19 protein-coding genes are annotated in these 21963 nt (G+C 61.7%); 4 read left to right on the top strand and 15 right to left on the bottom strand.

What is annotated here, in order from left to right; genetic code table 11:
• Positions 1–115 precede the first annotated feature (115 nt).
• From AAAX32_RS00285 to AAAX32_RS00255, 7 genes are all read right to left on the bottom strand, one after another.
• Positions 116–2710, bottom strand: a complete 2595-nt coding sequence (locus tag AAAX32_RS00285) for a DNA topoisomerase I (protein ID WP_349099533.1) — start codon at positions 2708–2710, stop codon at positions 116–118.
• A gap of 54 nt (positions 2711–2764) precedes the next feature.
• The gene (gene hypB, locus AAAX32_RS00280; RefSeq protein ID WP_055310413.1) at positions 2765–3448 is read right to left on the bottom strand and encodes a hydrogenase nickel incorporation protein HypB; all 684 of its coding nucleotides are present in this window, start codon (positions 3446–3448) and stop codon (positions 2765–2767) included.
• A 55-nt stretch (positions 3449–3503) separates the two neighbouring features.
• Complete coding sequence (gene hypA, locus AAAX32_RS00275) at positions 3504–3860, bottom strand: hydrogenase maturation nickel metallochaperone HypA (protein WP_346979259.1); 357 nt, start codon at positions 3858–3860, stop codon at positions 3504–3506.
• A gap of 6 nt (positions 3861–3866) precedes the next feature.
• Complete coding sequence (tatC, locus tag AAAX32_RS00270) at positions 3867–4658, bottom strand: twin-arginine translocase subunit TatC (protein WP_022093860.1); 792 nt, start codon at positions 4656–4658, stop codon at positions 3867–3869.
• Positions 4658–5260 (bottom strand): twin-arginine translocase TatA/TatE family subunit, encoded by a 603-nt coding sequence (locus tag AAAX32_RS00265; protein ID WP_346979258.1) that lies wholly within the window; start codon positions 5258–5260, stop codon positions 4658–4660. The genes tatC and AAAX32_RS00265 overlap by 1 nt, the downstream gene beginning before the upstream one ends.
• Positions 5261–5413: 153 nt before the next feature.
• Complete coding sequence (locus AAAX32_RS00260) at positions 5414–5728, bottom strand: STAS domain-containing protein (RefSeq protein WP_226802900.1); 315 nt, start codon at positions 5726–5728, stop codon at positions 5414–5416.
• A gap of 51 nt (positions 5729–5779) precedes the next feature.
• The gene (locus tag AAAX32_RS00255; protein WP_349099530.1) at positions 5780–7084 is read right to left on the bottom strand and encodes an aminotransferase class I/II-fold pyridoxal phosphate-dependent enzyme; all 1305 of its coding nucleotides are present in this window, start codon (positions 7082–7084) and stop codon (positions 5780–5782) included.
• A 149-nt stretch (positions 7085–7233) separates the two neighbouring features.
• Here AAAX32_RS00255 and AAAX32_RS00250 point away from each other — a divergent pair, with 149 nt between their 5' ends.
• On the top strand, positions 7234–7488 hold the full coding sequence (locus AAAX32_RS00250) for a hypothetical protein (protein WP_349099529.1): 255 nt from the start codon (positions 7234–7236) through the stop codon (positions 7486–7488).
• Between the two features lie 86 nt (positions 7489–7574).
• Here AAAX32_RS00250 and nhaA read toward each other — a convergent pair whose 3' ends face one another.
• The 3 genes from nhaA to AAAX32_RS00235 all read right to left on the bottom strand — a co-directional run bounded on the left by nhaA (position 7575) and on the right by AAAX32_RS00235 (position 11246).
• Complete coding sequence (nhaA, locus tag AAAX32_RS00245; protein ID WP_349099527.1) at positions 7575–8933, bottom strand: Na+/H+ antiporter NhaA; 1359 nt, start codon at positions 8931–8933, stop codon at positions 7575–7577.
• 267 nt (positions 8934–9200) lie between these two features.
• Positions 9201–10124, bottom strand: a complete 924-nt coding sequence (locus AAAX32_RS00240; RefSeq protein ID WP_349099525.1) for a manganese-dependent inorganic pyrophosphatase — start codon at positions 10122–10124, stop codon at positions 9201–9203.
• Between the two features lie 168 nt (positions 10125–10292).
• Complete coding sequence (locus AAAX32_RS00235) at positions 10293–11246, bottom strand: ROK family protein (protein ID WP_117820909.1); 954 nt, start codon at positions 11244–11246, stop codon at positions 10293–10295.
• Positions 11247–11528: 282 nt separating this feature from the next.
• Between AAAX32_RS00235 and AAAX32_RS00230 the strand changes: the two genes are divergently transcribed.
• On the top strand, positions 11529–12248 hold the full coding sequence (locus tag AAAX32_RS00230) for a GntR family transcriptional regulator (protein WP_349099523.1): 720 nt from the start codon (positions 11529–11531) through the stop codon (positions 12246–12248).
• A gap of 68 nt (positions 12249–12316) precedes the next feature.
• Entirely contained in the window at positions 12317–13255 is a 939-nt protein-coding gene (gene manA / locus AAAX32_RS00225; protein WP_349099521.1) for a mannose-6-phosphate isomerase, class I, read from the top strand.
• Positions 13256–13691: 436 nt separating this feature from the next.
• Here the strand turns inward: manA and AAAX32_RS00220 are convergent, their stop codons facing one another.
• Entirely contained in the window at positions 13692–16592 is a 2901-nt protein-coding gene (locus AAAX32_RS00220; RefSeq protein ID WP_349099520.1) for a UvrD-helicase domain-containing protein, read from the bottom strand.
• A gap of 355 nt (positions 16593–16947) precedes the next feature.
• Positions 16948–17928: an undecaprenyl-diphosphate phosphatase gene (locus AAAX32_RS00215; protein ID WP_117847886.1), complete on the bottom strand. Its 981-nt coding sequence runs from the start codon at positions 17926–17928 to the stop codon at positions 16948–16950.
• Between the two features lie 247 nt (positions 17929–18175).
• On the opposite strand from AAAX32_RS00215, the gene AAAX32_RS00210 reads away from it, so the two are divergent.
• Positions 18176–18613, top strand: a complete 438-nt coding sequence (locus tag AAAX32_RS00210) for a universal stress protein (protein ID WP_006235921.1) — start codon at positions 18176–18178, stop codon at positions 18611–18613.
• Positions 18614–18928: 315 nt separating this feature from the next.
• On the opposite strand, the gene AAAX32_RS00205 is transcribed toward AAAX32_RS00210, so the two are convergent.
• The 3 genes from AAAX32_RS00205 to AAAX32_RS00195 all read right to left on the bottom strand — a co-directional run bounded on the left by AAAX32_RS00205 (position 18929) and on the right by AAAX32_RS00195 (position 21953).
• A complete protein-coding gene (locus AAAX32_RS00205) occupies positions 18929–19972 on the bottom strand; it encodes a sensor histidine kinase (protein ID WP_117847885.1) in 1044 nt (347 codons plus the stop codon).
• 9 nt (positions 19973–19981) lie between these two features.
• Positions 19982–20653, bottom strand: a complete 672-nt coding sequence (locus tag AAAX32_RS00200; RefSeq protein WP_349099519.1) for a response regulator transcription factor — start codon at positions 20651–20653, stop codon at positions 19982–19984.
• 169 nt (positions 20654–20822) lie between these two features.
• On the bottom strand, positions 20823–21953 hold the full coding sequence (locus AAAX32_RS00195) for an aminotransferase (RefSeq protein ID WP_349099517.1): 1131 nt from the start codon (positions 21951–21953) through the stop codon (positions 20823–20825).
• Positions 21954–21963: the final 10 nt, after the last annotated feature.

Genomic DNA, 21963 nt, shown 5'->3' with positions numbered 1-21963 from the left:
AGGGACGTTCCTAAACTGCCGGCAGAAAAGGAACGTCCCTAACTGCCGGTCAAAAAAACGAGCGAGGATCATGAGACCCTCGCTCGTTTTTTTGGGCATTGTTTCGACTGCGCCGTTACTTGTCGGCGGCCGCCTTCTTGGTGGTCGTCTTTTTCGCGGCAGTCTTCTTGGCAGTCGACTTCTTGGCGGTCGAAGTCTTCTTTGCCGCCGTGGTCTTCTTCGCCGTGCTCGCCTTGGTCGCAGTCTTGCGGCCGCGGGCGGGTTTCTTCTCCTTGGTCGGGCAGTCCATGTTCACGCAGATGCGCCACGGGCCGCGCGCCGTGTTGACCACCACGATGGGGGCGCCGCACTCGGGGCAGGTCTCGCCCGTCGCCTCGAGCTTGCCACGCGCCGGCAGCGGATAGCTCACGCCGCAATCGTCATAGTTGGTGCAGCGGATAAAGCGCTTGCCGCTCTTCTCGCTCTTGTGCGCGATCAGGTCGCCATGGCGTCCGGCCTCGGCACACACCTTGCACTCGCCCACCTTAAGGTCGGGCTCGTAGTTGGTGGGGCACGTCGGGTTCACGCAGATCTCGAAAGCCTTCTGGCGGAACGGCTGACACTTGATGCGCGGCGCACCGCACTCGGGGCACACGGCCGCCTCGCCCTCGAGCGGGCTCACCTTGACGCCGCTCGGCACCGGATAGGTCACGTCGCAGTCGGGCCAGCCCATGCAGCCAATGAAGCTGCCACGGGTCTTGGCGCTCGTCTTCATAACCAGATCCTTGCCGCACTTGGGGCAGGCGCCCACGCGCGCATCGGCCGTGACGGCGTCGCTGATGGCGTCGCCGAGCTCCTGCGTATGCTTGAGCAGTTCGTCGAGCACGCCGGCCAGCAGCGCGCGCGAGTGCGTCACGACATGCTCTTCGGTGTCCTCGCCGCGCTCCACGCGGGTCATGTCGCCGTCGAGCTCGCTGGTCATATCGGGGCTCGTGATGCGCGGGGCAAACTGCGTCAGCGCGTCGATGATGGCGATGCCCAGCTGGCTCGGCTCAACGGGATCGTTTTTGAGGTAGCGCACGGCGTACAGACGCTCGATGATGCTCGCGCGCGTGGACTTGGTGCCCAGGCCGCGCTTTTCCATCTCCTGCACGAGCTTGCCCTGGCTGTAGCGCGCGGGCGGCTCGGTCTGCTTGGCCTCGAGCTTAATGTCGAACACGTCGACCGTGTCGCCCTGCTCCAGCGGCGGCATCTGCTCGTCGCGCTTGAGTCCGTACGGATACGCCTCGCGGAAACCCGGGATCACGAGCACATCGCCCGAAGCCACGAACGGCTCGCCGTTGACGTCGAGCTCGAGCTTGGTGTTCTCGATGGTCGCGGGACCCATAAGCGTCGCCAGGAAGCGGCGGGCGATGAGGTCGTAGAGCTTGCGCTGGCCGCCATCGAGCGTGGACGGATCGCCTTCGCCCGTGGGGTAGATGGGCGGGTGGTCGGTGGTCTCGACCTTGCCACGCGTGGGCTTCATGGGACCGGCGAGCACCTTTTTGCACACGGGCGCCAGCGCCGGGTTGATCTTTGCCAGGTCGCTCACCACGGCGCCCAGATCGAGCGTCGCGGGGTACACGGTATTGTCGACACGCGGGTAGCTGATGAGACCGGCCATGTAGAGGGACTCGGCGATGCGCATGGTACGTGCAGGTGAGATGCCCTCGGCCGCGGCGGCAGCCTGCAGCGAGGTCGTCGCGAACGGCGTGGGCGGCTGCTGCTTACGCGAACGCTTGGTCACCGCGGCGACGGTTGCCGTCTTGGCGCCGTCGACGTGACCATACGCCGTCTCGGCAGCATCTTTGTCGGTAAAACGCGCTATTTTGTGCGCAATCTTAAAGCGGTCGTCCTCGGCGGCACCCTGCGCAGCACCCATGCCGCGAATCTGCCAATAGTCCTCGGGCACAAACGCCATGCGTTCGCGTTCGCGCTCGACCACCAGGGCGAGCGTCGGCGTCTGCACGCGGCCGGCGGAGCGCACGTTGCCAAAGCCGCCAAACTTGGCGAGCGTCAGGTAGCGCGTGAGCACCGCGCCCCAAATGAGGTCGATGTGCTGGCGGCTCTCGCCGGCGTCGGCCAGATTCTGGTCGAGCGAGACAAGATTGTCGAAGGCCTGCGTAATCTCGGCCTTGGTAAATGAAGAATACTGGGCGCGGGCGACCGGCAAGTCCGGCGCGACCTCGCGCACCTTGTTGAGAGCGTCCGAACCGATCAGCTCACCCTCGCGATCGAAGTCCGTGGCGATGATGACACTGTCGGACTTTTTGGCGAGATTCTTGAGCGAGCGAATGAGCTCTTTCTCGGCCGGCAGCTTAATGACGGGCGCCCAGGTGAGGTAAGGCAGGCTCTCGAGCTTCCAGCCCTTGATGGAGATACCGTCGGCAAGAAACGGCTTGCGCTTGGTGTCGTAGGGCGGACGAGCCAGACCATCGGGCATGTCGGCCGGCAGCATTTCGCCGTCCTCCGTGACCGAATACCAGCCCAGCTTTTTATCGAACAGCACGCTGTCGCAAAAATCGGGCGCCAGGATGTGACCGGCAAGGCCGATGGTCACGCACTCCTCGCCCTTCCACTCAAAACGGTAGATGGCGGTGTTGTACACCTTGTCCTTTTTGGGTTTGCCCGTGGACAGACGCTCGGCGATCTGACGCGCGGCGTCGTTTTTCTCGGCGATGATGAGCTTCAAAAGAGGCTCCTATCTCGTATCTCTGCGGCTACGCCCGCCCGTATGGCGGCCGACTTACGCCCTTGCTTGCTCAATCTGCCCGATGAGCCAATCGCACCAGGCATCCATGCCCTCGCCCTTGCGCGCGCTCACGGCAAACCGCGGCGCCTGCGGATTGAGGTCATCGAGTGTCTTAGTATACCTATCCATGTCAAAATCGAAAGCCGGAGCCACGTCGACCTTGTTGAGCAGCTGCGCGCCGGCGTGTTGGAAGATGCCCGGGTACTTGATGGGCTTGTCGTCGCCCTCGGGCACCGAGAGGATCATGATGGACAGGTTCTCGCCCAGGTCAAAGTCGACCGGGCAGACCAGGTTGCCCACGTTTTCGATAAAGATGACGTCGATGTTCTGAAGGCCCACCGCCTGGTCGAACGCGTCAACGGCCTCCATGATCATGTTACCCTCGAGGTGGCACAGGCCGCCCGTGTTGATCTGGATGGCGGGCATGCCGGCTTCCTTCATGGTGATGGCGTCGACATCCGAGGCGATATCGCCCTCGATGACGGCACAGCGCAGGCCGGCCTTGTCGCGCAGGCGCTCGTTGGTGCCCAGGATCGTGGTGGTCTTGCCCGAACCGGGGCTCGACAAGACGTTGATCACATAGGTGTTTGTCTCTTTAAATCGCTGACGCAACTGATCTGCCAGGCGCTCGTTGCGCGACAGAATCGGCGACGCGATATCAATCGTTTTCTCGGCCATACTCGGCACTCCTTACTTTGGCCCCTTTATACCCCATCACCAGATGGCTAGCGGGCTAATCGTCGGGGGTTTCAATTTCGATACTCGCGATATCGAGCTCGCGGCCGCGCAGTAGGCGCACGTTGGCACCACCACACTGGGGACAGCGACAGTGGAAGCGATCGTGGTCGAAAACCTCGCCGCAGTCCAGACACTCGCTTTGTGGATGGACCTCCTCCACGGCAAGCTCGCAGCCTCGCGTGAGCGGGTCCTCATCGCGAAATGTCTCCCACGCAAAGTCGAGCGCCTCGCGCACAACTTCGGTCATATCCCCGATACGCAGCGTTACCAAAACGGCGCGCGAGGCCCCCGCCCCACGCGCCGCGCGAATCACTGTATCGAGTATGCCGTTGACAATGCCAACCTCGTGCATACCGATTTACTCCTCGTCGTCCTCATCGTCCGAGAACAGGTCCAGACGGCTCACAAACAAGCCCTCCTTGCCCTCGCGCGCGGTAATGACCACGCGGGCAATGGCGAGCGAAATCTCGTAGAGCGAGAGCAGGGCACCATACATGAGGCCCAGCGTAACGGGCGAGCCGTCGGGCGTAATCACAGCCGAGCCCACAAGCAGGCCCACGTACACGTAGCGCCAGGCGCCGCGGAAGGCCGCGTAGGACACGATGTGGAAGACGGACAGGTAGAAGATGATGAGCGGCAGCTCAAACGCCACGCCAAAGCCGATCATAAAGAGCAGCTCCATGTTGACGTAGTTCTCCAGGTCGGGCAGCGCCGTGGCGACGGCCGAGGTCTCGCCGATAAGCCACTCAAAGCCCGCCGGGATGATGATGAAATAGCAGAAGATGGCACCCAGGAAGAACAGCACCGTCGAGGCGAGCACCGTGGGCACGACCCATTTGCGCTCGTTGGGACGCAGTGCCGGCAGGAAAAATGCCAGAATCTGCCAGATGATCATGGGCGTGCACATGACCACGGCCATCTTGATGGCCAGCGAGAAGCGCAGGCCAAAGCCGCCGAGCGTGGTGGTGATGTAGAACTTACCGTCCGGCACAAAGGAGCGGATGGGGTCTTCCAGGATGTCGAGCACCACGGGCGTGGCGAAATACAGCACGATGGCGGCGGCAAACACCGACACGACCACGATGGTCAGGCGGCGACGGAGCTCGCCCAGGTGATCGAAGAGCGGCATGCGCGCAGGTCCGATAGGCATTACTCATCGCCTCCCTTCGGGGCATCGGCGGTGGCAGCCTCGGCAACGGCCTCGTCCTCGGCCTCGAGCTCGCGAGCGAGCTGGTCGACGACGGCCTTGCGCTTGCGGGGACGACGGGCGTAGAGGTCAGCCGTCGTGGGCTCTGCCGGCTCGGGCTCGGACTCCGGCTCTGCAGCAGGCTCGGGCTCGACGACAGGCTCGGCGGCAGCGGCAGGCTCGGCACCCTCGGCCTCGGACTCCTCAGCAGTACCCTCGCCCTCGGCGGCAGCCTCGCTCGCGGCCTTCTCGGCAGCAAGACGGGCGCGACGCTCGGCAAAGGTCTCCTTCTTGGCGGGCGCTGCCGTCTCGGCGGCATCCTCGTCCGCATCGGAATCGTCGTCGGTCGCAGCAGCCTTCTTGGGCTTGACCGGGGCCGACGCGGCCTCGCTCACCGGATCGATTATCTCGGACTGAACAACGGCCGTCATCTTTTCCTGCGTCTCGCGGAACTGACGAATGGCACGGCCGATCGTGCGGCCCATCTGTGGGAGCTTATCCGGGCCAAACAGCAAAAAGCCGAAGACCACGATGATCGCGAGCTCACCCTCTCCAATACCAAACACACATACCTCCAAGGCTCGATGTGAGTCGAGCCCGCACCGCGCCATTCGGCCGGAACTCGTCTATTCATTCGGTCAAGTATAGCGCCCGGACACCAAAACGTCCGAGCGCATCACAAACATATGCCAAATGGCACGCCCTTTTGGGGGCAAAGGTTATGCAGCGGTGATCGAAATCTCCTGGTCGACACCCAACAGCTGAACCACGCGCATCACCGGGGGCTGCACATTGGTGCAGCTAAAGAGTTTGCCGTGGTCGACCGCGTGGTGTGCGGCGCCCACGAGCACGCCAATGCCCGTCGAATCGATGTAGCTCACCTGGGCAAAATCGAGCTCAACGGCCTCAGTGGGCTGCTCGAGCGCCAGGTCGATGGCATTGCGCAGGCTATCGGCGTTAGAGATATCGATCTCGCCGGTTACCTTAATGGTGTAGAGCTCTGGCGTGGGGTTGGTGGAAATACCCAAATCCATGTATACGCTCCTTTACGTATCGAAAGTGCGGATAGTACGGGAAGCCGCGCGTTAGGCGCGCTCGACACGCGCAAGCTCGGCAGCGACAAGCTTGACGGCCAGCACCAGCACATCGAGCGCGGCCTCCAGGTCCTCGACCGTGGGATAGCTCGGCGCGATGCGGATGTTGGTGTCGCGCGGGTCCTTGCCATAAGGCCAGGTGGCACCAGCCGGCGTGAGCTTGACGCCCAGGTCGGCGCAGAGCGCGGCGACCTTCTGGGCTGAACCCTCGGGACCATCGAAGCTTACAAAGTAGCCGCCGCGGGGGTGCGTCCAGGTGGCGCAGCCCGTGTCGCCCAAGCCCTCGGTGAGCTTGCGCTCGACAGCCTCAAAGCGCGGGCGCAAGAACTCGGCATGCTTTTTCATGTGCTCCTTGACCGCCTCGATGGTGGGAAGGAAACGCACGTGGCGCAGCTGGTTGAGCTTGTCGGCACTGATGAGGCCGGCCTTCAGGCGCTTGGAGAACTCCGCGATAACCGCGGGGCTCGCACCGATAAAGCCGATACCGGCACCCGGGAAGGTGATCTTGGACGTCGAGGCGAATGCCACCACGCGGTCCTCGGTGCCCGCCGCGCGGGCAAGATCAAAGATGTTGGCGAGCTCGTCGGTCTCGTCGTACAGGTCGTGCACGCAGTAGGCGTTGTCCCAGAAGATGCGGAAATCGGGCGCGGCCGTGTGCATCTCGACCAGGCGGCGCACGGTGTCCTCGCTAAAGGTGATACCCGTGGGGTTGGAATACTTGGGCACGCACCAGATGCCCTTGATGGAATCGTCGGCGGCAACGAGGCGCTCGATCTCGTCCATATCGGGGCCGTTGTCGGTCATCGCGACGGGAACGTTCTCGATACCCAAGTCGGCGGTAATGCCAAAGTGGCGATCGTAGCCGGGAACCGGGCACAGGAACTTGACCTTCTTGCCGTCGTGCGCGGCCTCGTAAGCCTCCCAAGGATCGCTACCACACGAGCCGCAACGCCAGAACATACCGGCGATATCGTGCTCGATCAGCAAGCTCGACGAACCCAGCACGAGCGTCTGCTCGGCGGGGCAACCCAGGAACTCCCCCGCCAGCTTGCGTGCCGAGGGAATGCCCTCAAAGCAGCCGTAGTTGGAGCAGTCGACATTGCCGTCGTGCAGATCGGCATCGGCATTGAGGATATCGAGCATGGGTCGAGAGATGTCCACCTGGGAGGGCGACGGCTTGCCGCGGGCCATGTCGAGCGCCAGGCCCTTGGCCTTGACCTCGGCGACCTCGGCCTTGAGCGCCTCGATGGCGGCATCGAGTTCGGTGGTTTCCATCTTCTGGTAGATCGTCTGCATGGGTGCGACCTTTCACGAAGCGGTACGTTGCAATTCTTCTAAGTATAGACCGCCACCGTCGCAACGTTATGAAGCCGTGATAGATTAAGTCCATCGCAATGAATTACGAATCGCCGCGCATGCCGGCGTGAAGCGCCCAAGGAGGCACTATGGAGTACGGATCATTCCAGGCCGAGGAATTCGGCGACCTGCAGCGCCTGGTCGACGGACTATTTTACGACCGTCAGGCCATCGACCGCCTGGATCTGATCGTACAGGCCGAAATCTTGGACCTGGCGCCCGATCTCATGGAAATCGTCAACCTGCTACCGCCCGGCTATTACGACCGCCAGTCACTTTGCGACCAGCTCAACTCCGCCTTGGCCGCCCACGGCTGGGGCGCCATCTACGGCACCGTGGAATAAACCTAGTCATTTAAGAACGTCCCGAATGACTAAAACGCCGCCCGTGATGGTGTTCACGGGCGGCGTTTTCAAACTTGTATGCGCTTTTACTCGTCTTTGGGCGCGGGGTGCTTGCAGATCACACTCATGTAGATCATGCCAAGTACGGCCGCGGTGACAGAGCCGGCGAGAATAGCGGCCTTGGCAGCCAGAACCTCAAACTGGGCCGTCGGGAAGGCGAGGCCGCTGATGAGAATCGACATGGTAAAGCCGATACCGCCCAGAATGCCCACGCCGGCAATCATATGCCAGTTGACATTGTGCGGCAGCTCGCAGGCCTTGAGCTTGACCAAGGCGAACGTCATGCCAAAGATACCGATCGGCTTACCCAGCAGCATGCCAAAGTACACGCCGAGCGTCACCGGGTCGGTGAGCAGCGTGCTCATGTCCACGCCCACTAGGCGAACCTGTGCGTTGACGAACGCAAAGATCGGCAGGATCACAAAGTTGACCGGTGTGGAGATCAGACGCTCCATGCGGATGAGCGGCGGGGTCACGCGGTGCATGACGCGCTCGACCTTGGTGGTCGAGACGGTAAAGTCATGCTGGCCCAGGATGTGCGCCTCGTCGTCGTAGCGGTCATCGAGCAGCGGCAGGCACTCGCCCAACCAATCGGTGAGGCTATCGAGCTTGACGCCGCACTTGGCCGGGATGGTGAAGGCCAGGATGACGCCGGCAAGCGTAGCGTGCACGCCGCTCTTGAACATGCAGAACCACAGCAGCAGGCCCAGCACCGAATACGGGGCAAGGCGGTAGTGCTGCGTCTTGTTGAGCCACACGAGCGCGCACGTCACAAGCGCGGCGGCGCCCAACCAAAACGGATTGGGGCTCTGACCGTAGAAGATGGCGATGGCGGCGATGGAGATGAGGTCGTCGGCGATGGCGAGCGTCGAGAAGAACACACGCACGCCGTTGGGCACGCGATTGCCCAAAAGCGACAGCACGCCCAGCGCAAAGGCAATATCGGTTGCCATGGGAATGGCCCAGCCGTTGTGCGCGCCGGCATGGTTAAAGATCAGATAGATGCAGGCGGGAACGACGACGCCGCCCACGGCCGCCAGCATGGGAAGCATAGCCTGGCGCGGGTTTTTGAGCTCGCCGACCGTCATTTCATATTTGAGCTCAATGCCCACCAGCAAAAAGAAAATCGCCATGAGGAAGTCGTTGACGAAAAGCTCAACGGTGAGACCGGCCGTAAGGTTGCCCAGACCCACATACAGCGGGGTCTCCAAAAAGTGATGGATGGCCTCGTAGGCATCGGTGTTGGCGCAAATGACGGCGGCGATGGCGGCGAAGACCATGACGGCGGCGGAAATCGTGCCGTTCTCGGTGATGCGCTCCCAAATGTCATGGCGCTCAAAACGCTTGCGCTCACGAACGTTAAACAGCTGCTCGGGTGCTGCCATGGGCGGCTCCTTTCACGGGAAAGCTCCCGTCTTAAAAAAGCACGGCCCGCCCAAGTGGCGGTGCCGCGCTCTAACGTATTACGCTTGCATCTAGCCTACCCTGCACGACAGGCACGCAGGCGTGGCCGAAAAGCGGAACCACAGGTTGAACATTATTTGCTCAACGGCACGGGCGCGCCTATCCAAGAGACGACGCGGCGCCGTGCACAAAAAACGACCGGAGCGCGGGGCTTCCGCGATCCGGTCGTGGCGTTTGGTCAACTAAACCTAGCAGGCGGCCATGGTGGGGGCAGCGACCTGCTTCTTACGGGAGAGGACGCCCGGCATCCAGACGCCGTCGTGCTCGTCGGCAATGCCCAGGCCCTTCTGAGCAGCCTCGGTCTCGCCCTCGAGCAGGACCTGCGAGCCCTCCTCCATGATGTCAGTGATGCACAGGACGATGCCGTCGGCACCCTTCTCGGCGGCGTAGGCGCGCATGGCCTCGCGAATCTCGTCGATCATGCCGAGTGCGCGAGTCTTGTCGACAGTCTCGTACTGGCCGATGAGCAGCTTCTTGCCGGCAGGCTCGAACATCTTGATGTCGTTGCCGACCATCTCGGCTGCGGTGAAGGAGCCGGACGGGCGGGTGAGGAAGACCTCCATGCCAAACTTGACCGGGTCGACGCCCACCTGCTCGCCGAGCTTGGCGGCGACGGCGCGGTCGACATCGGTGGTAGTGGGGCTCTTGAGCATGAGCGTGTCGGTCATCATGGCCGAGAGCAGCAGCTTGGCCTGAACGTCGGAAAGCTCAACGCCGAGCACGCCGGCGAGCTTGGTGACGATGGTGCAGCTGGAGCCCCAGGGCAGGCAGATGTAGTGCAGCGGGCCGGCGGTCTCGAAGTCGCCGATGCGGTGGTGGTCGACGACGCCAAAGACCGTGGCGTCCTTAAGACCGGCGACGGACTGGGCAGACTCGTTGTGGTCGGTGAGGACGACGAGCTGACCGGCCTCGACGGACTCGATCACGCGGGGCTCGGCAATGCCGGCGTCGGCGAGCAGCTTGGCGGACTCGGCCGGAAGCTGACCAAGGGCGCAGGCCTCGTAGGTGTTGCCGGCATACTCAACCTGGTTGAGCAGCTGAGACAGGACGACGGCGCTCATGATGGCGTCGTTATCGGGGTTCTGGTGACCAAAGACAAGAACGTTTGCCATGGATATCCTCCACTTGATATGTGTACTTGGACGTAGCTATGGTAGCACGCCGATGCCGAGCCTTCGCAGACGGAAGGGCCACGGCATATTTTGGGGCGCAGGCACGGGGGCCAAGGCTGTCCCTTTTGCACCATGTTGGTGCAATGTAACCTGTCCCCCTTGCACCAGCTATTTACCGGCAGCGCGCAGGGCTACGTAGGCGGCACCGATGATGCCGGCGTCGTTTCCGAGCGAAGCGACCTTAATGGGCGTCTCGCGCGAGGCGGAAAGCGCGTACTGCTTAAAGTGCTCGCGAACCTTGTCGAGGTAGACATCGGCCGAGGCGGAGGCGCCGCCGCCGATGAGGAACATCTCGGGATCAACCACGTTGGCAATAAGCGCCAGTGCGCGGCCGAGATAGTCGGCCATGGTATCGGCCGCGGCCAGCGCGAGCTTGTCGCCCTCGCGACAAGCCTGGAACACGTCCTTGGAATCGGAGGGGCCGGTGAGCTCGATGGGCTCGACGCCAGCCTTCTTGCACTCGGCAAGGTAGTTGCTCACCACACCGGTGGCGCTGGAATACTGCTCCAGGTGGCCATGGCCGCCGCAGCCGCAGGTGCGCTCCTCAGCCGGATTCAGGCACATGTGGCCGATCTCGCCGCCGGCACCCACAACGCCCGACACCACGTCGCCGTTGACGATAACGCCGCCGCCCACGCCGGTACCGATGGTGACCATCACCACGTTCTGCACGCCCTTGGCAGAACCGAGCCAGGCCTCGCCCATGGCAGCGGCGTTGGCATCGTTCTCATACTTAACGACCGCATCGGGGCAGTGCTCCTGAATGGCGACCCTCAGCTCGGGCAGGTTAATGGCAATGTTGGCCTTGACCTTGGCATCGCCCGACGCCGGGATGGGACACGGAACGGCCAGGCCAATGCCCGCCACAAAGGCACGCGGAATCTGTGCCTTGGCGACCACCTGGTCGATAGCCTCGGTCACCGCGGCAAAGCCCGCAGCGTCAACGATAGGAGGCGTGGGCACGCTGGCCTTGGCAAGCAGGTTGCCGTCCTCGTCGAACAGGCCCTCCTTAACCGAAGTGCCGCCGACGTCGATGCCGATGTAGTACTGCTTAGGTTCCATGGGAGCCCGCCTTTCTCGTTTAAACATTGCCTGTATGGTACCGCTCCCAAGGCAAAAACCTACCAAAAAGGGACAGGTTTGTTTTGGCAGGTTTTATCTGGGAAAACGCGAATGGCCGCTTAACACGACATTACTCAGATGTTTATCTATTTAGAGCGCTCTAATTTATATGCAAAGCGACTTTTAATTATATCTTTCTCGAACTTTTTAAATATATAATAGAGATGCTTAGGTGTTAACTATACTTTCTTTTATACTCAACCAAGTTGGAAAGGAGGTTCCATGATTCCCAAATACGAAGCGATAGCTGCAGATATTCGTCGCACTATCGAGGATGGCGCTCTTAAACCGGGCGACAAGCTTCCTACCGTCGTTGAGTTCTGCAAGCTCTATAACGTTTCCAAAATCACCGTCAAACGAGCTATTGAACAAATCACCGAAGAAGGTCTTATTACCAGCCGGCGTGGATCGGGTACCTACGTTAAGGACACGGCGGGGCTTCCCGGCCAGGCGTTTTTCCAGGGCAAAAACGACCGTACCCAGGGTTTTTCGTATGAGCATCGCGAGGAGAAGGTGACCTCGGTGGTCTACGATTTCTCGATCGTTAATCCACCAGCGGACATCGCAGCCCAGCTGGGAATTGCCGAGGATGACTTTGCCTATCACGTCGTGCGCGTGCGTCAGGCCGATGAGAAGCCCATCGTTATCGAGTACACCTACATGCCCCTCGAGCTGATTCCAGGCCTTAAAAAGAAGGACCTGTACGGATCGGTCTACCGCTTCATCCGCGAGCAATGTGGGCTGAAGATTTCGAGCTTCCACCGTACCATTCGCGCCGTGGCAGCAACCGAGGAAGAAGCCGAGCGTCTGGACACCAAACTTGGCTCTCCCCTGCTCGAGCTCACCCAGATTGGCTTTTTGGACAGCGGCGCCGCCTTTGAGTATTCGATCTCGCGCAACGTTGGCGATCGCTTTGAGTTGCACAACGTAACGTTGGCATAGGTTTTTGTAGTCACGCGGGCGCTCGTTTTGAGCCGTCTTACGCGGCACCCGCACAACCTTATGGGAGTATGCACATGTCCGATTTGATTAAACTCACGCCGATCTTCCACGAGAAGATCTGGGGCGGCCGCCAGCTGGAGACCGTGTTTGGCTACGACATTCCCGAGGGTCCCATCGGTGAGTGCTGGGCCATCTCGGCCCATCCCAACGGCGACTGCCAGATTGCGGAGGGACCGTACGCCGGCCACACGCTGTCGTGGCTGTGGGCCGAGCACCGCGAGCTCTTTGGCAACTGCGAGGGCAAGGAGTTCCCGCTGCTCATCAAGATTCTGGACGCCAAGGACGACCTTTCGATCCAGATTCATCCCAACGACGAGTACGCCGCCAAGCACGAGAACGGCAGCCTGGGCAAAACCGAGTGCTGGTATGTACTGGACTGCGAGCCCGATGCCACGATCATCGTCGGCCAGCGCGCGCACGACCGCGCCGAGGCCGCGCAGATGATCGAGGGGGGCCGTTGGGACGAGATGCTCAACGTGCTGCCGATTCACAAGGGAGACTTTTTCCAGATCGACTCCGGCACCGTTCACGCCATCAAGACCGGCACGCTGATTCTGGAGACGCAGCAGTCGAGCGACGTGACATATCGCCTGTACGACTACGACCGTCCCGGCACCGACGGCAAGCTGCGCCCGCTGCACATTGAGCAGAGCCTTGATTGCATCGATTTTGACGTTCAGGCTCCGACCGACGGCACGGTGACCGCGCCCGAGGTCGACGGCGTGACCGAGCTCGAGTCCAACCCCTGCTACACCGTCGACCGCGTGCGCGTCGACGGCAGCAAGACCCTCGACCAGCGCTGGCCCTTCATGTGTCTGTCGGTCATCGACGGCGAAGGCACCGTCTGCGGCGACCCCGTCCACAAGGGCAGCCACCTGCTGGCCCCGAGCACCGTGGACAAGATCGAGCTCGAGGGCAATATGGAACTGATCGTCTCGCATCTGTAAGCTATCGATCCCCGAGCGCTCGCCGGGATGGGGCGCGGGGTTTGATCGCCTGTTCGGACAGTCCTGCTCGCACGGAGAGCACATTAAGTGCTCTCCGGCTCGTGCGGAACTCACGATCGACCAAACCCCGCGCCCCATCCCTGCGAGTCTCTGGCTAGTAACGACAATCAAAAAGCAACAAGGGGCTCCCCCGTTCATCAACGGAGGAGCCCCTACTCGTATCTATTTATCAGCCCACCCTGCTCTCCAGACCAAAAAGCGAACGAGCAAAGCGACGTTCGTCCAGCAACGTTACCCAAGGACCTGGGCGGGCGTATGGGGCAACATCGATCGCGAGTTCCGCACGCAAAGGAGAGCACTTAATGTGCTCTCCGTCTTGCGCAGGACTGCCCGAGCAGGCGATGTTGCCCCATACGCCCGCCCAGGTCCGCCGGGATCACGACAGCTTGACGATCGGTGCAAAACCTTTCATTAGCTTTTTGGTCTGGCCGGTCTTTTCGAATTGGACCTCGATCATGTCTCCGGCGACCGAGATCACGGTGCCCGTGCCAAAGGTCTTGTGGCTCACGGTATCGCCCGCGGCAAAGTCCTGCGATGCGCTGGCACGATCGACCTTGCGCTCCACCGTCGGGGACACCTTGGAAGACGGCTTTTTGGCTCGCGACGCGCCCGAACCAAAAGTCGAGGCAACACGGCCGGCGTCAGGCGAAACCCCACGATGGCGCTCGGTCCCGTAACTGCTGCCGCCAAAGAAATCGTCAAAGCTCGATCCGCCGCGCGAACCGGAACCGCCGGTCGAGCGCGTATGCGAGCCAAACACCTTGCCGCCGTACATATCCGAGCCCATGCCCGAGCCAAAGGTGCCGTGACGGTCGCCGCGCTTCTCCCAGCCCGTGCCCTCAAAACCGGCAGAACCGATGCCGCTAAACTCGATATCCTCAAACGGAATCTCGTTGAGGAAGCGCGAGCGCGGGTTGGCAGAGGTCGAGCCGTAGGTGCGACGCGTGGCCGCATAGGTCAGGAACAGGCGCTTGCGAGCACGCGTGATGGCGACGTAGGCCAAGCGACGCTCCTCCTCGAGCTTGCCCGGATCGTCACTACCGCCAAAGTCGTGCACGTGCGGGAAGATACCCTCCTCCATGCCGGCCACGAACACCGCCGGGAACTCCAGGCCCTTGGCGGAGTGGATGGTCATCATGGTAATGGCATGCGTCTCGCCGGCCAGGGAATCCAAGTCGGAGCGCAGGGCCAGCCACTCCATGAGCGCCGGCAGCGCCTTACAGGTGAGCGGACCGTAGGTGCGCTCGATCTCGTCGGCATGCACGGCACCCGCCGGCATCTCCGTCGGCGCGGCATACGCGTTGCCCGCGATGGCGGCGGCCAGGGCATCCTGCGGAGACAGCGCCGGAGCGGCCAAGCTATCGAGCGGATTGGAGCCCGCGGCGTCACGCGCGCCAACGAGCGCCTCAAACGAGGATACCGGGGCAGATGGCCCCGGTTCGGGCGCAGGCGCGCTCACCACGACAGGCTCGGGCTCGGCGCTAGCAGGCACATCGGCAACACCGGCAGCGCGCAGCTCTTCCAAGCTCTCGAGCGTACCTTCGATATCCTCGTGCGTCTCCTCAAATTCGGCGGCGACGCCCAGGAATTCCTGGATGTTCTCGGCGCGGCTCTCGGACTCCATGGTGCCCTCGGCGCGGAAAGCCTGCAGCAGGCCCGTCTTATCGACGATCATCTCGACGACGTCCCTGAGCTCGCCGTCCATGCGGCGACCCTCGCGCACCAGCGCCACAAAGCTCGACAGGCCGTTGCGCACCTTGGCGCTAAACATGCCCGTCTCGGCTGTTGCGATCTCGCAGGCTTGGAAGAACGAGCAACGGTTGTCGCGCGCCAGCTGCTCAATCTTTTGGATCGAGGTGGAGCCGATGCCGCGGCGCGGCGTGTTGATAACGCGCTTGACGCTCATATCGTCTGCCGGGTTCACGATCATCTTGAGGTAGGCCATGACGTCGCGGATCTCGGCACGGTCGAAGAATCGCGTGCCGCCCACGATCTTGTAGGGCACGCCTGCGCGCAGGAACATATCTTCGAGGATACGCGACTGGGCGTTGGTGCGGTAGAACACAGCGATATCGTCGTAACTCGTGCCCTTGGAGTGCAGCTTTTCGATCTCGCCGGCAATCCAGCGGCCCTCGTCGCGCTCATCGCTTGCCTGGAAGGCCTGGATCTTCTCGCCGTCGCCCTCGGCCGTAAACAGACGCTTGTCCTTGCGTTGCGAGTTGTGGCGCACCACGGCGTTGGCGGCGCTCAGGATATGACCCGTAGAGCGGTAGTTCTGCTCCAGCTTAACGGTCTTGCAGTTTTTAAAGTCCTTCTCAAAGTCCAGGATGTTGGTGATGTCGGCGCCGCGCCAGCTATAAATGGACTGGTCATCGTCGCCTACGACCATGAGGTTTTGGTACTTGGCGGCCAGCAGGTTGGCGATCTCGTACTGGACGTGGTTGGTGTCCTGATACTCGTCGACGCTAATGTAGCGGAAACGCTCTTGGTACTTATCGAGCACCTCGGGGCGGGTGCGCAGCAGCTCAAGCGTGCGCACGAGCAGGTCGTCGAAGTCCATAGCGTTGGCGGCGCGCAGGCGGCGTTCCAGCTCCAGGTAGACCTGCGCGGCCTTTTTGTCGTTGGGGCTGTCGGCGGATTTGAGCATGTCCTCGGGGCCGATCATGGCGTTTTTGGCCGAACTGATCTTGCTGCGGATCATATTGATGGGGAATTGCTTTTGCTCGATACCGAGCGCCTGCATAATATCGCGCACCATGCGCTTGGAATCGTCGTCATCGTAGATGGTGAACTGACCGGTGTAGCCCAGCAGATCAGCGTCCTCGCGCAGCATACGCACGCACATGGCATGGAAGGTGCACACCCACATGCCACGGGTGCCGCTGGGAATGAGCGCCGCCAGACGCTCACGCATCTCGGCCGCGGCCTTGTTGGTAAACGTGATGGCAAGGATCTGCCAGGGCTTAACACCCAGGTCGCCGAGCATATGTGCGATGCGGAAGGTCAAGACGCGGGTCTTGCCCGAGCCGGCGCCGGCAAGGACCAGCAACGGACCCTCGGTGGTCAGGACCGCCTCGCGCTGGGCGGGATTAAGGCTGTCGAGGTCGACGAGCGGCTTGGCGGGTTTGGGTGCCGGCGCGGGAGCGTCGTAGATGTCGAGCGGGACGAGCTCGGGCTCCGGCGCAGCGGGGGCGGTGTATGCATCGAGCGGCACGGGTTCCGGCGTGGGCGGCACGGGTACCGCGGCGTTCTTTTCCCAGGGCAAGGGCTGGGTCATGGGCGACTCCTCATCTGACGGACGGCGCGCCTGCGGGCGGCGCCATAGTTTGAGCCGTACCAGTATACCGAGCCGCGCGGACACCGGCGCAAATCACACCACGACTCCGTGCGCCACCGTCAGGCCCGCCCAGCGGATTTGGCGCAATGGGGTCAGGTTAGTCTGCACCACATTGGTGCAAAGAAACCTGGCCCCATTGCACCAATCACGGAGCCACCGATGTCATGGCAACGGTAGCGAGCGGCGGCCAGGGCGAACAAATTGGCATGAAAAGGGGGCGGCATAGACCTTTTGGTCATGCCACCCTCTTTGAATGACAAGTTGTCGTTCTGGCCGCCGCGCAGCGTCAACCAAGTTACAGGCCGAGCATAGGCTCCAAGACGAAGAAGTACGCAAGCACCACGATGCCCAGAATGATGCGGTAGACGCCGAAGCACTTGAAGTCGTGACGGCGGACGAAGCCCATAAGCCACTTGATGGCGATGAGCGAAACCACAAAGGCCACAACGCAGCCCACGCCCAGGATGGCGACCTCGTTGGCACCGAACGTACCGCCCTTGATGAAATACTTGACCAGCTTGAGCGCACTCGCGCCAAACATGACAGGGATGGCCAGGAAGAACGTAAACTTGGACGCCACCGAACGCGTGCAGCCCAAAAGCAGGCCGCCGATGATGGTGGAACCGGAGCGCGACGTGCCCGGAATCAGCGAGAGCACCTGGAAGCATCCGATGCCCAGTGCGGTCTTCCAACTCAGGTCCTCGAGCGTGGTGATGGAACCAAAGTCCAGATCCTCGTCATCGCCCTCATCCTCAGCGGTAGCCGCGGCGGGCGCCGCAAAGTGCGCACCGGCGGGACGTCCACCCGACACCACAGCACGCGAACCAAACGAACCGGCAACGGCCATTTCCTCGCGCTTGTTCGCGCGCCAGTTCTCGATCACGATAAACAGCACGCCGTACACAATGAGCGCCAGCGCCACGACGGGAGCATTGTAGAAATGCTCCTCCATCCAGTCGTTGAGCGGCAGGCCGATCGCCGCGGCGGGAATGCAGCCGAGCACAATCTTGCCCCACAGCACCCAGGTGTCGCGACGGCCCTCCTTACCCTTGCTGGGCGAGAACGGGTTGAGCTCATGGAAGAACAGCACACAGACGGCCAGAATGGCGCCGAGCTGAATCACAACCAGGAACATATTCCAGAACGTCTCGCTCACGTTCATCTTGACGAACTCGTCCACCAAGATCATGTGACCGGTCGACGAAACAGGCAGCCATTCGGTGATGCCCTCGACCAGGCCCATGAAGGCAGATTTTAGAAGCTCGATGATATCCAAAGGGACCCCCTCGTTAGACACCCGCCGATATTGTTCTGCGGACGGTGCGGGCGATGTCCCATTATCAACCGTTCGGGCGCGCCTGCGCCTACCCTTACCAAAAAACTCGTCCGTTCACAGAATTGCGAGCGGTCAAACCGAAATCCTTGGGTATAACTGCAACAAGATAAAGTGTCCGGCGGCCAACGCGCCCGCGCCCGCCCGACGCACGAGCCCCGCGCCCGTGCGATAGACCAAGGAGGAAACCATGAACGAGGGCTACACCAAGGTATTTGTTTCACTCGACGGTACTGAGCAGCAGGATTTTGTGCTCGCACGCGCCATCAAGGTCGCCGCGAACAACGGCGCCAAGCTAATCATCGGCCACGTTATCGATTCCACGGCACTCGAGAGCGCCGGTTCCTATCCGGTCGATCTGGTCAACGGCCTAGAGGAGGCGTTTAAGAACTCCATCGCCAAGCAGCTCGAAGAGGCTAAGGCCAATCCCGACATCCCCGAGGTCGAGGTCATGATTCGCGCCGGCCGCATTCGCGAGACGCTTAAGGACGAGATGCTCGACGTGGTTAAGCCCGACCTGGTGCTCTGCGGCGCCCGCGGCCTGTCCTCGATCAAGTATGCGCTGCTGGGTTCGATTTCGACGTTCCTGCTGCGCAATACGGACTGCGACATCTTAGTCGTGAAGTAGCGTTGCTCCCACCGGCCGCGGGGCCTGCGGGGTTTCCACGGGCACGTCCTCGCCGCGTTGCGGCTGCGGGATGTGCCCTTAGGAAACCCCTCCCGGCCCCGCGGCCTTCGCAGCCTTGCTTCAACGAGTTGTCTGATGGAAAAATGGCGTGCCGCCCCGTTTGGGGCGGCACGTTTTGTTTGGGGCGACACGTTTTTGTTATGGGGGATTCATTTGAGCCCCCATAGTTGTGTTCACGTTCGGGAACATAGCGCCAATTGCCTTAGCTATGTTCACGTTCGGGAACATTGCCGTCCGCACCGCAAGACGGCCCGACTACTCGAAATATTGGAACTTGTTGGTTGAGAAGGCGAATGTTACGACGAAGCCTTCGCCCGGCTCCGATGCCGCGGTGACGTCGATGCCCATCTTGGAGCACAGGCGCGCCACCAGGTAGAGGCCGATGCCCGTTGCACGCTTGGTGGTGCGGCCGTTGTCGCCGGTAAAACCCTTCTCGAACACACGCGGCAGGTCGGCCGCGCTCACGCCGCAGCCGTTGTCCGCAACGGTAAGCTCGATGCGCTCGCTTGCCAGGCCCTCGTCCAGCAACGCGCCCGAAAACACGATCTTCGCGCCGTCCTCGCACGCATATTTAATGCTGTTCTGAATGAGCTGGCCCAGAATAAACTCGAGCCACTTCTCGTCGGTAAAGACCTCGAAGTCGAGGTTCTCGCACACCGGGGCCACATGCGCCGCAATGAGCTCGCGCGCGTTGGCTTTAATCGCGCCCGTCACCAAGGTCTTAAGGTCCCAGCGGCGAATCAGGTAGTCGCGTTCCACGACTTCCGAGCGCGCGTAGTACAGCGCTTGATCGATATAGCGCTCCACGCGGGCAAGCTCGCGACCGAGGTCATCTACGCGCGACAGATCATCTTCGCTGCCGTCCAGGTTTTCCAAAATCAGATGGGCTGCCGCCAGAGGCAGCTTGGCCTCGTGGACCCAGCTCTCGATATAGTCGCGATAGTCATCGGTCTGGCGCCTGCCTTCGGCAACCTCGTCACAAGCGGCTTTGCCCACCCGGCGCAAGACCTCGTACTCGAGCTCGCCCTCGGCATAAGTCGGGCACTGCACCATCTCCTGCACCCATGCGGGGCTTTCCAGCTCCTCGGCCGCGCGCTCCAGCTGGTGCAAAAATCGACGACGGCGCGCGTACTCGATCACGATGCCGAGCATGCCAAAGATGAAGGACACGCCAACCGCCACGACCACGATGGAAACGGGTGCGCCGGCGACCGTCAGCACAAAGCAGCTCAGCAGCACGCCGCACGTCCACACGGCGACGGGAAGCAGCGCATCTTTAAAGAACTTGCCAAACGACATAGCCGGCCCCTAGACCGAATAGCCCTGGCCGCGGTGCGTTGTCAAATACCCCTTGATGCCGATTTTTTCGAGCGTGGTGCGCAGGCGGTTGATGTTGACGGTGAGCGTATTGTCGTCCACGAAGGCGTCGGAGTCCCACAGGTCCTGCATAATGGCCGAGCGCGAGACGATCTTGCCCGCACGGCTCAGAAGCAGCGAGAGGATACGCAGCTCGTTTTTGGTGAGCTCGGTACTGGCGCCGGATGCCGTATTGGTGACTATGGAGCGAGCGAGATCGAGCTCCAGGCCCTTGTGGACAAGTGTGCTGCGCTCGCCCGCCGCCGTGGTGCGACGCAGCAGTGCGTTGATGCGCGCCACGAGCACGCGCGCGCTGTAGGGCTTGGGAACAAAGTCATCCGCACCGAGCGTCATGGCCATGACCTCGTCAATCTCGGTCGCGCGCGAAGTGAGGACGATGATGGGAACCTCGGATTCGTGACGGACCTCATGGCAGATATGCTGGCCGTCTTTGACAGGGAGCGTGAGGTCGAGCAGCACCAGGTCGGGCGCGGCGGCGAGAATATCGCGCGAGACATGCTCGAACGATTCGCAGGCCTCGACCTCAAAACCGGCACGGGCAAGGATGTCGGCAAGCTCGCGACGAATGGGTTCGTCGTCCTCAACGATATAGATCAGCGCCATGTGTCCTCCCATTTCGCGTAACTTGCACCTTCCACACCATTATGCCCACGGCGTCGCAGCGATACGACCCCGTGGGCACCTAATATGACAAAAGTGTTCGGTAGCCTTGAGAGAAAATAGGGGCCCTCGGGCCTGAGCCGATCGGCCCCATCACTTCGACCTCGAGCCTCTACTCGAGCGTACGCATGTACGCAGAGATAGCATCCAGGCCCTTCTGCAAGTCGTCGGTGTTATCGGAGTATGCATAGCCGATGCGCATGCTCTTGGGCTCCTCGAAGCAATCGCCCGGGGTGACGAGCGCGCCGGACTTCTTAATCATGTCGATGCAGAACGTCCTGGAGTCGATGTCGTAGTCGTAATACACGAGCGCGGTGGTACCCGCCTCGGGCTTGACAAACGACAGGTGCGGCTCGCTCTCGACCCACTTCTCCAGAACGGCAAGGTTCTGACGGACGATGCGACGGCTGCGCTCAAGGATCACGGAAGCGTTGCCCAGAATCAGCTCCGCCACCGTCTCGCTGAATATGCCGGCGGAAATCAGGTTGTAGTCGCGATGCGAGAGCAGCGCGCGACGAAGTTCCGGGCTCTTGGTGACCGCCCAGCCCAGACGCAGGCCGGCGAACGACCAGACCTTGGACATGGATGCGGTGACAACGGCCTTGTCGTACAGGTCGATCACGGACTCGCAGTACTCATCCGTCTGAGTAAGCAGACGGTAGACCTCGTCGCAGAGCAGCCACGCGTCGTGTTTGCGCGCGACCTCGACAATCGCCTTGAGCGTATCGGTGTCGAGCAGGGCGCCCGTGGGGTTGTCCGGGTTATTGATGCAGATGAGCTTGGTATCGTCGGTCACCAGGGCATCGAGCGCGTCGACGTCGACGTGGTAGCCGTTCTTGCGATCGAGCTGAAGGATATCGACCTTCGCACCACACATCTCGGGAATCGAGTAAAGCTGCTGGTAGGTGGGCTTGACGGAGACCACGTGATCGCCCGGTTCGACGAGCGTGGAAATTACCAGGGAGTTGGCACCGGTCGCGCCGTGCGTGGGCACGATATGCCCGGGCTCAACCGTCTTATAGAGACGCGCGACCCCTTCGAGGAAGCCGGGCTGCCCCTCGATGTCTCCGTAGGTGAATCGGCGCGAGCACAGGCTATCGAGCCACGCCTTCTTGTCGGTGTTTGTAAGCTCGAACAGCTGGTCGAGCGTAAGGGAGTAGACGCATGTCTCCGCAACGTTGTGGGTGCACTTGGTCTCCCACTCGTTCATCCACTGCTCGACGGCGAAATCCTTGATCTGCATTGTCTTTTCC

This window comes from Collinsella sp. CLA-ER-H3 (genome assembly GCF_040092425.1).
Lineage (GTDB): Bacteria > Actinomycetota > Coriobacteriia > Coriobacteriales > Coriobacteriaceae > Collinsella.
The sequence above is the reverse complement of the archived record's forward strand: the minus strand, read 5'-3'. Positions and strand labels throughout refer to the sequence as shown.

What these genes read in the sequence shown, in the direction of transcription:
- AAAX32_RS00250 (WP_349099529.1), top strand. Translation starts at nt 7,234, where the DNA reads ATGGAGTACGGATCATTCCAGGCCGAGGAATTCGGCGACCTGCAGCGC.
- AAAX32_RS00195 (WP_349099517.1), bottom strand. Translation starts at nt 21,953, where the DNA reads ATGCAGATCAAGGATTTCGCCGTCGAGCAGTGGATGAACGAGTGGGAG.
- AAAX32_RS00200 (WP_349099519.1), bottom strand. Translation starts at nt 20,653, where the DNA reads ATGGCGCTGATCTATATCGTTGAGGACGACGAACCCATTCGTCGCGAG.
- AAAX32_RS00235 (WP_117820909.1), bottom strand. Translation starts at nt 11,246, where the DNA reads ATGGAACCTAAGCAGTACTACATCGGCATCGACGTCGGCGGCACTTCG.
- AAAX32_RS00230 (WP_349099523.1), top strand. Translation starts at nt 11,529, where the DNA reads ATGATTCCCAAATACGAAGCGATAGCTGCAGATATTCGTCGCACTATC.
- AAAX32_RS00220 (WP_349099520.1), bottom strand. Translation starts at nt 16,592, where the DNA reads ATGACCCAGCCCTTGCCCTGGGAAAAGAACGCCGCGGTACCCGTGCCG.
- AAAX32_RS00255 (WP_349099530.1), bottom strand. Translation starts at nt 7,084, where the DNA reads ATGCAGACGATCTACCAGAAGATGGAAACCACCGAACTCGATGCCGCC.
- AAAX32_RS00260 (WP_226802900.1), bottom strand. Translation starts at nt 5,728, where the DNA reads ATGGATTTGGGTATTTCCACCAACCCCACGCCAGAGCTCTACACCATT.
- hypB (WP_055310413.1), bottom strand. Translation starts at nt 3,448, where the DNA reads ATGGCCGAGAAAACGATTGATATCGCGTCGCCGATTCTGTCGCGCAAC.
- hypA (WP_346979259.1), bottom strand. Translation starts at nt 3,860, where the DNA reads ATGCACGAGGTTGGCATTGTCAACGGCATACTCGATACAGTGATTCGC.
- manA (WP_349099521.1), top strand. Translation starts at nt 12,317, where the DNA reads ATGCACATGTCCGATTTGATTAAACTCACGCCGATCTTCCACGAGAAG.
- AAAX32_RS00205 (WP_117847885.1), bottom strand. Translation starts at nt 19,972, where the DNA reads ATGTCGTTTGGCAAGTTCTTTAAAGATGCGCTGCTTCCCGTCGCCGTG.
- nhaA (WP_349099527.1), bottom strand. Translation starts at nt 8,933, where the DNA reads ATGGCAGCACCCGAGCAGCTGTTTAACGTTCGTGAGCGCAAGCGTTTT.
- tatC (WP_022093860.1), bottom strand. Translation starts at nt 4,658, where the DNA reads ATGCCTATCGGACCTGCGCGCATGCCGCTCTTCGATCACCTGGGCGAG.
- AAAX32_RS00210 (WP_006235921.1), top strand. Translation starts at nt 18,176, where the DNA reads ATGAACGAGGGCTACACCAAGGTATTTGTTTCACTCGACGGTACTGAG.
- AAAX32_RS00240 (WP_349099525.1), bottom strand. Translation starts at nt 10,124, where the DNA reads ATGGCAAACGTTCTTGTCTTTGGTCACCAGAACCCCGATAACGACGCC.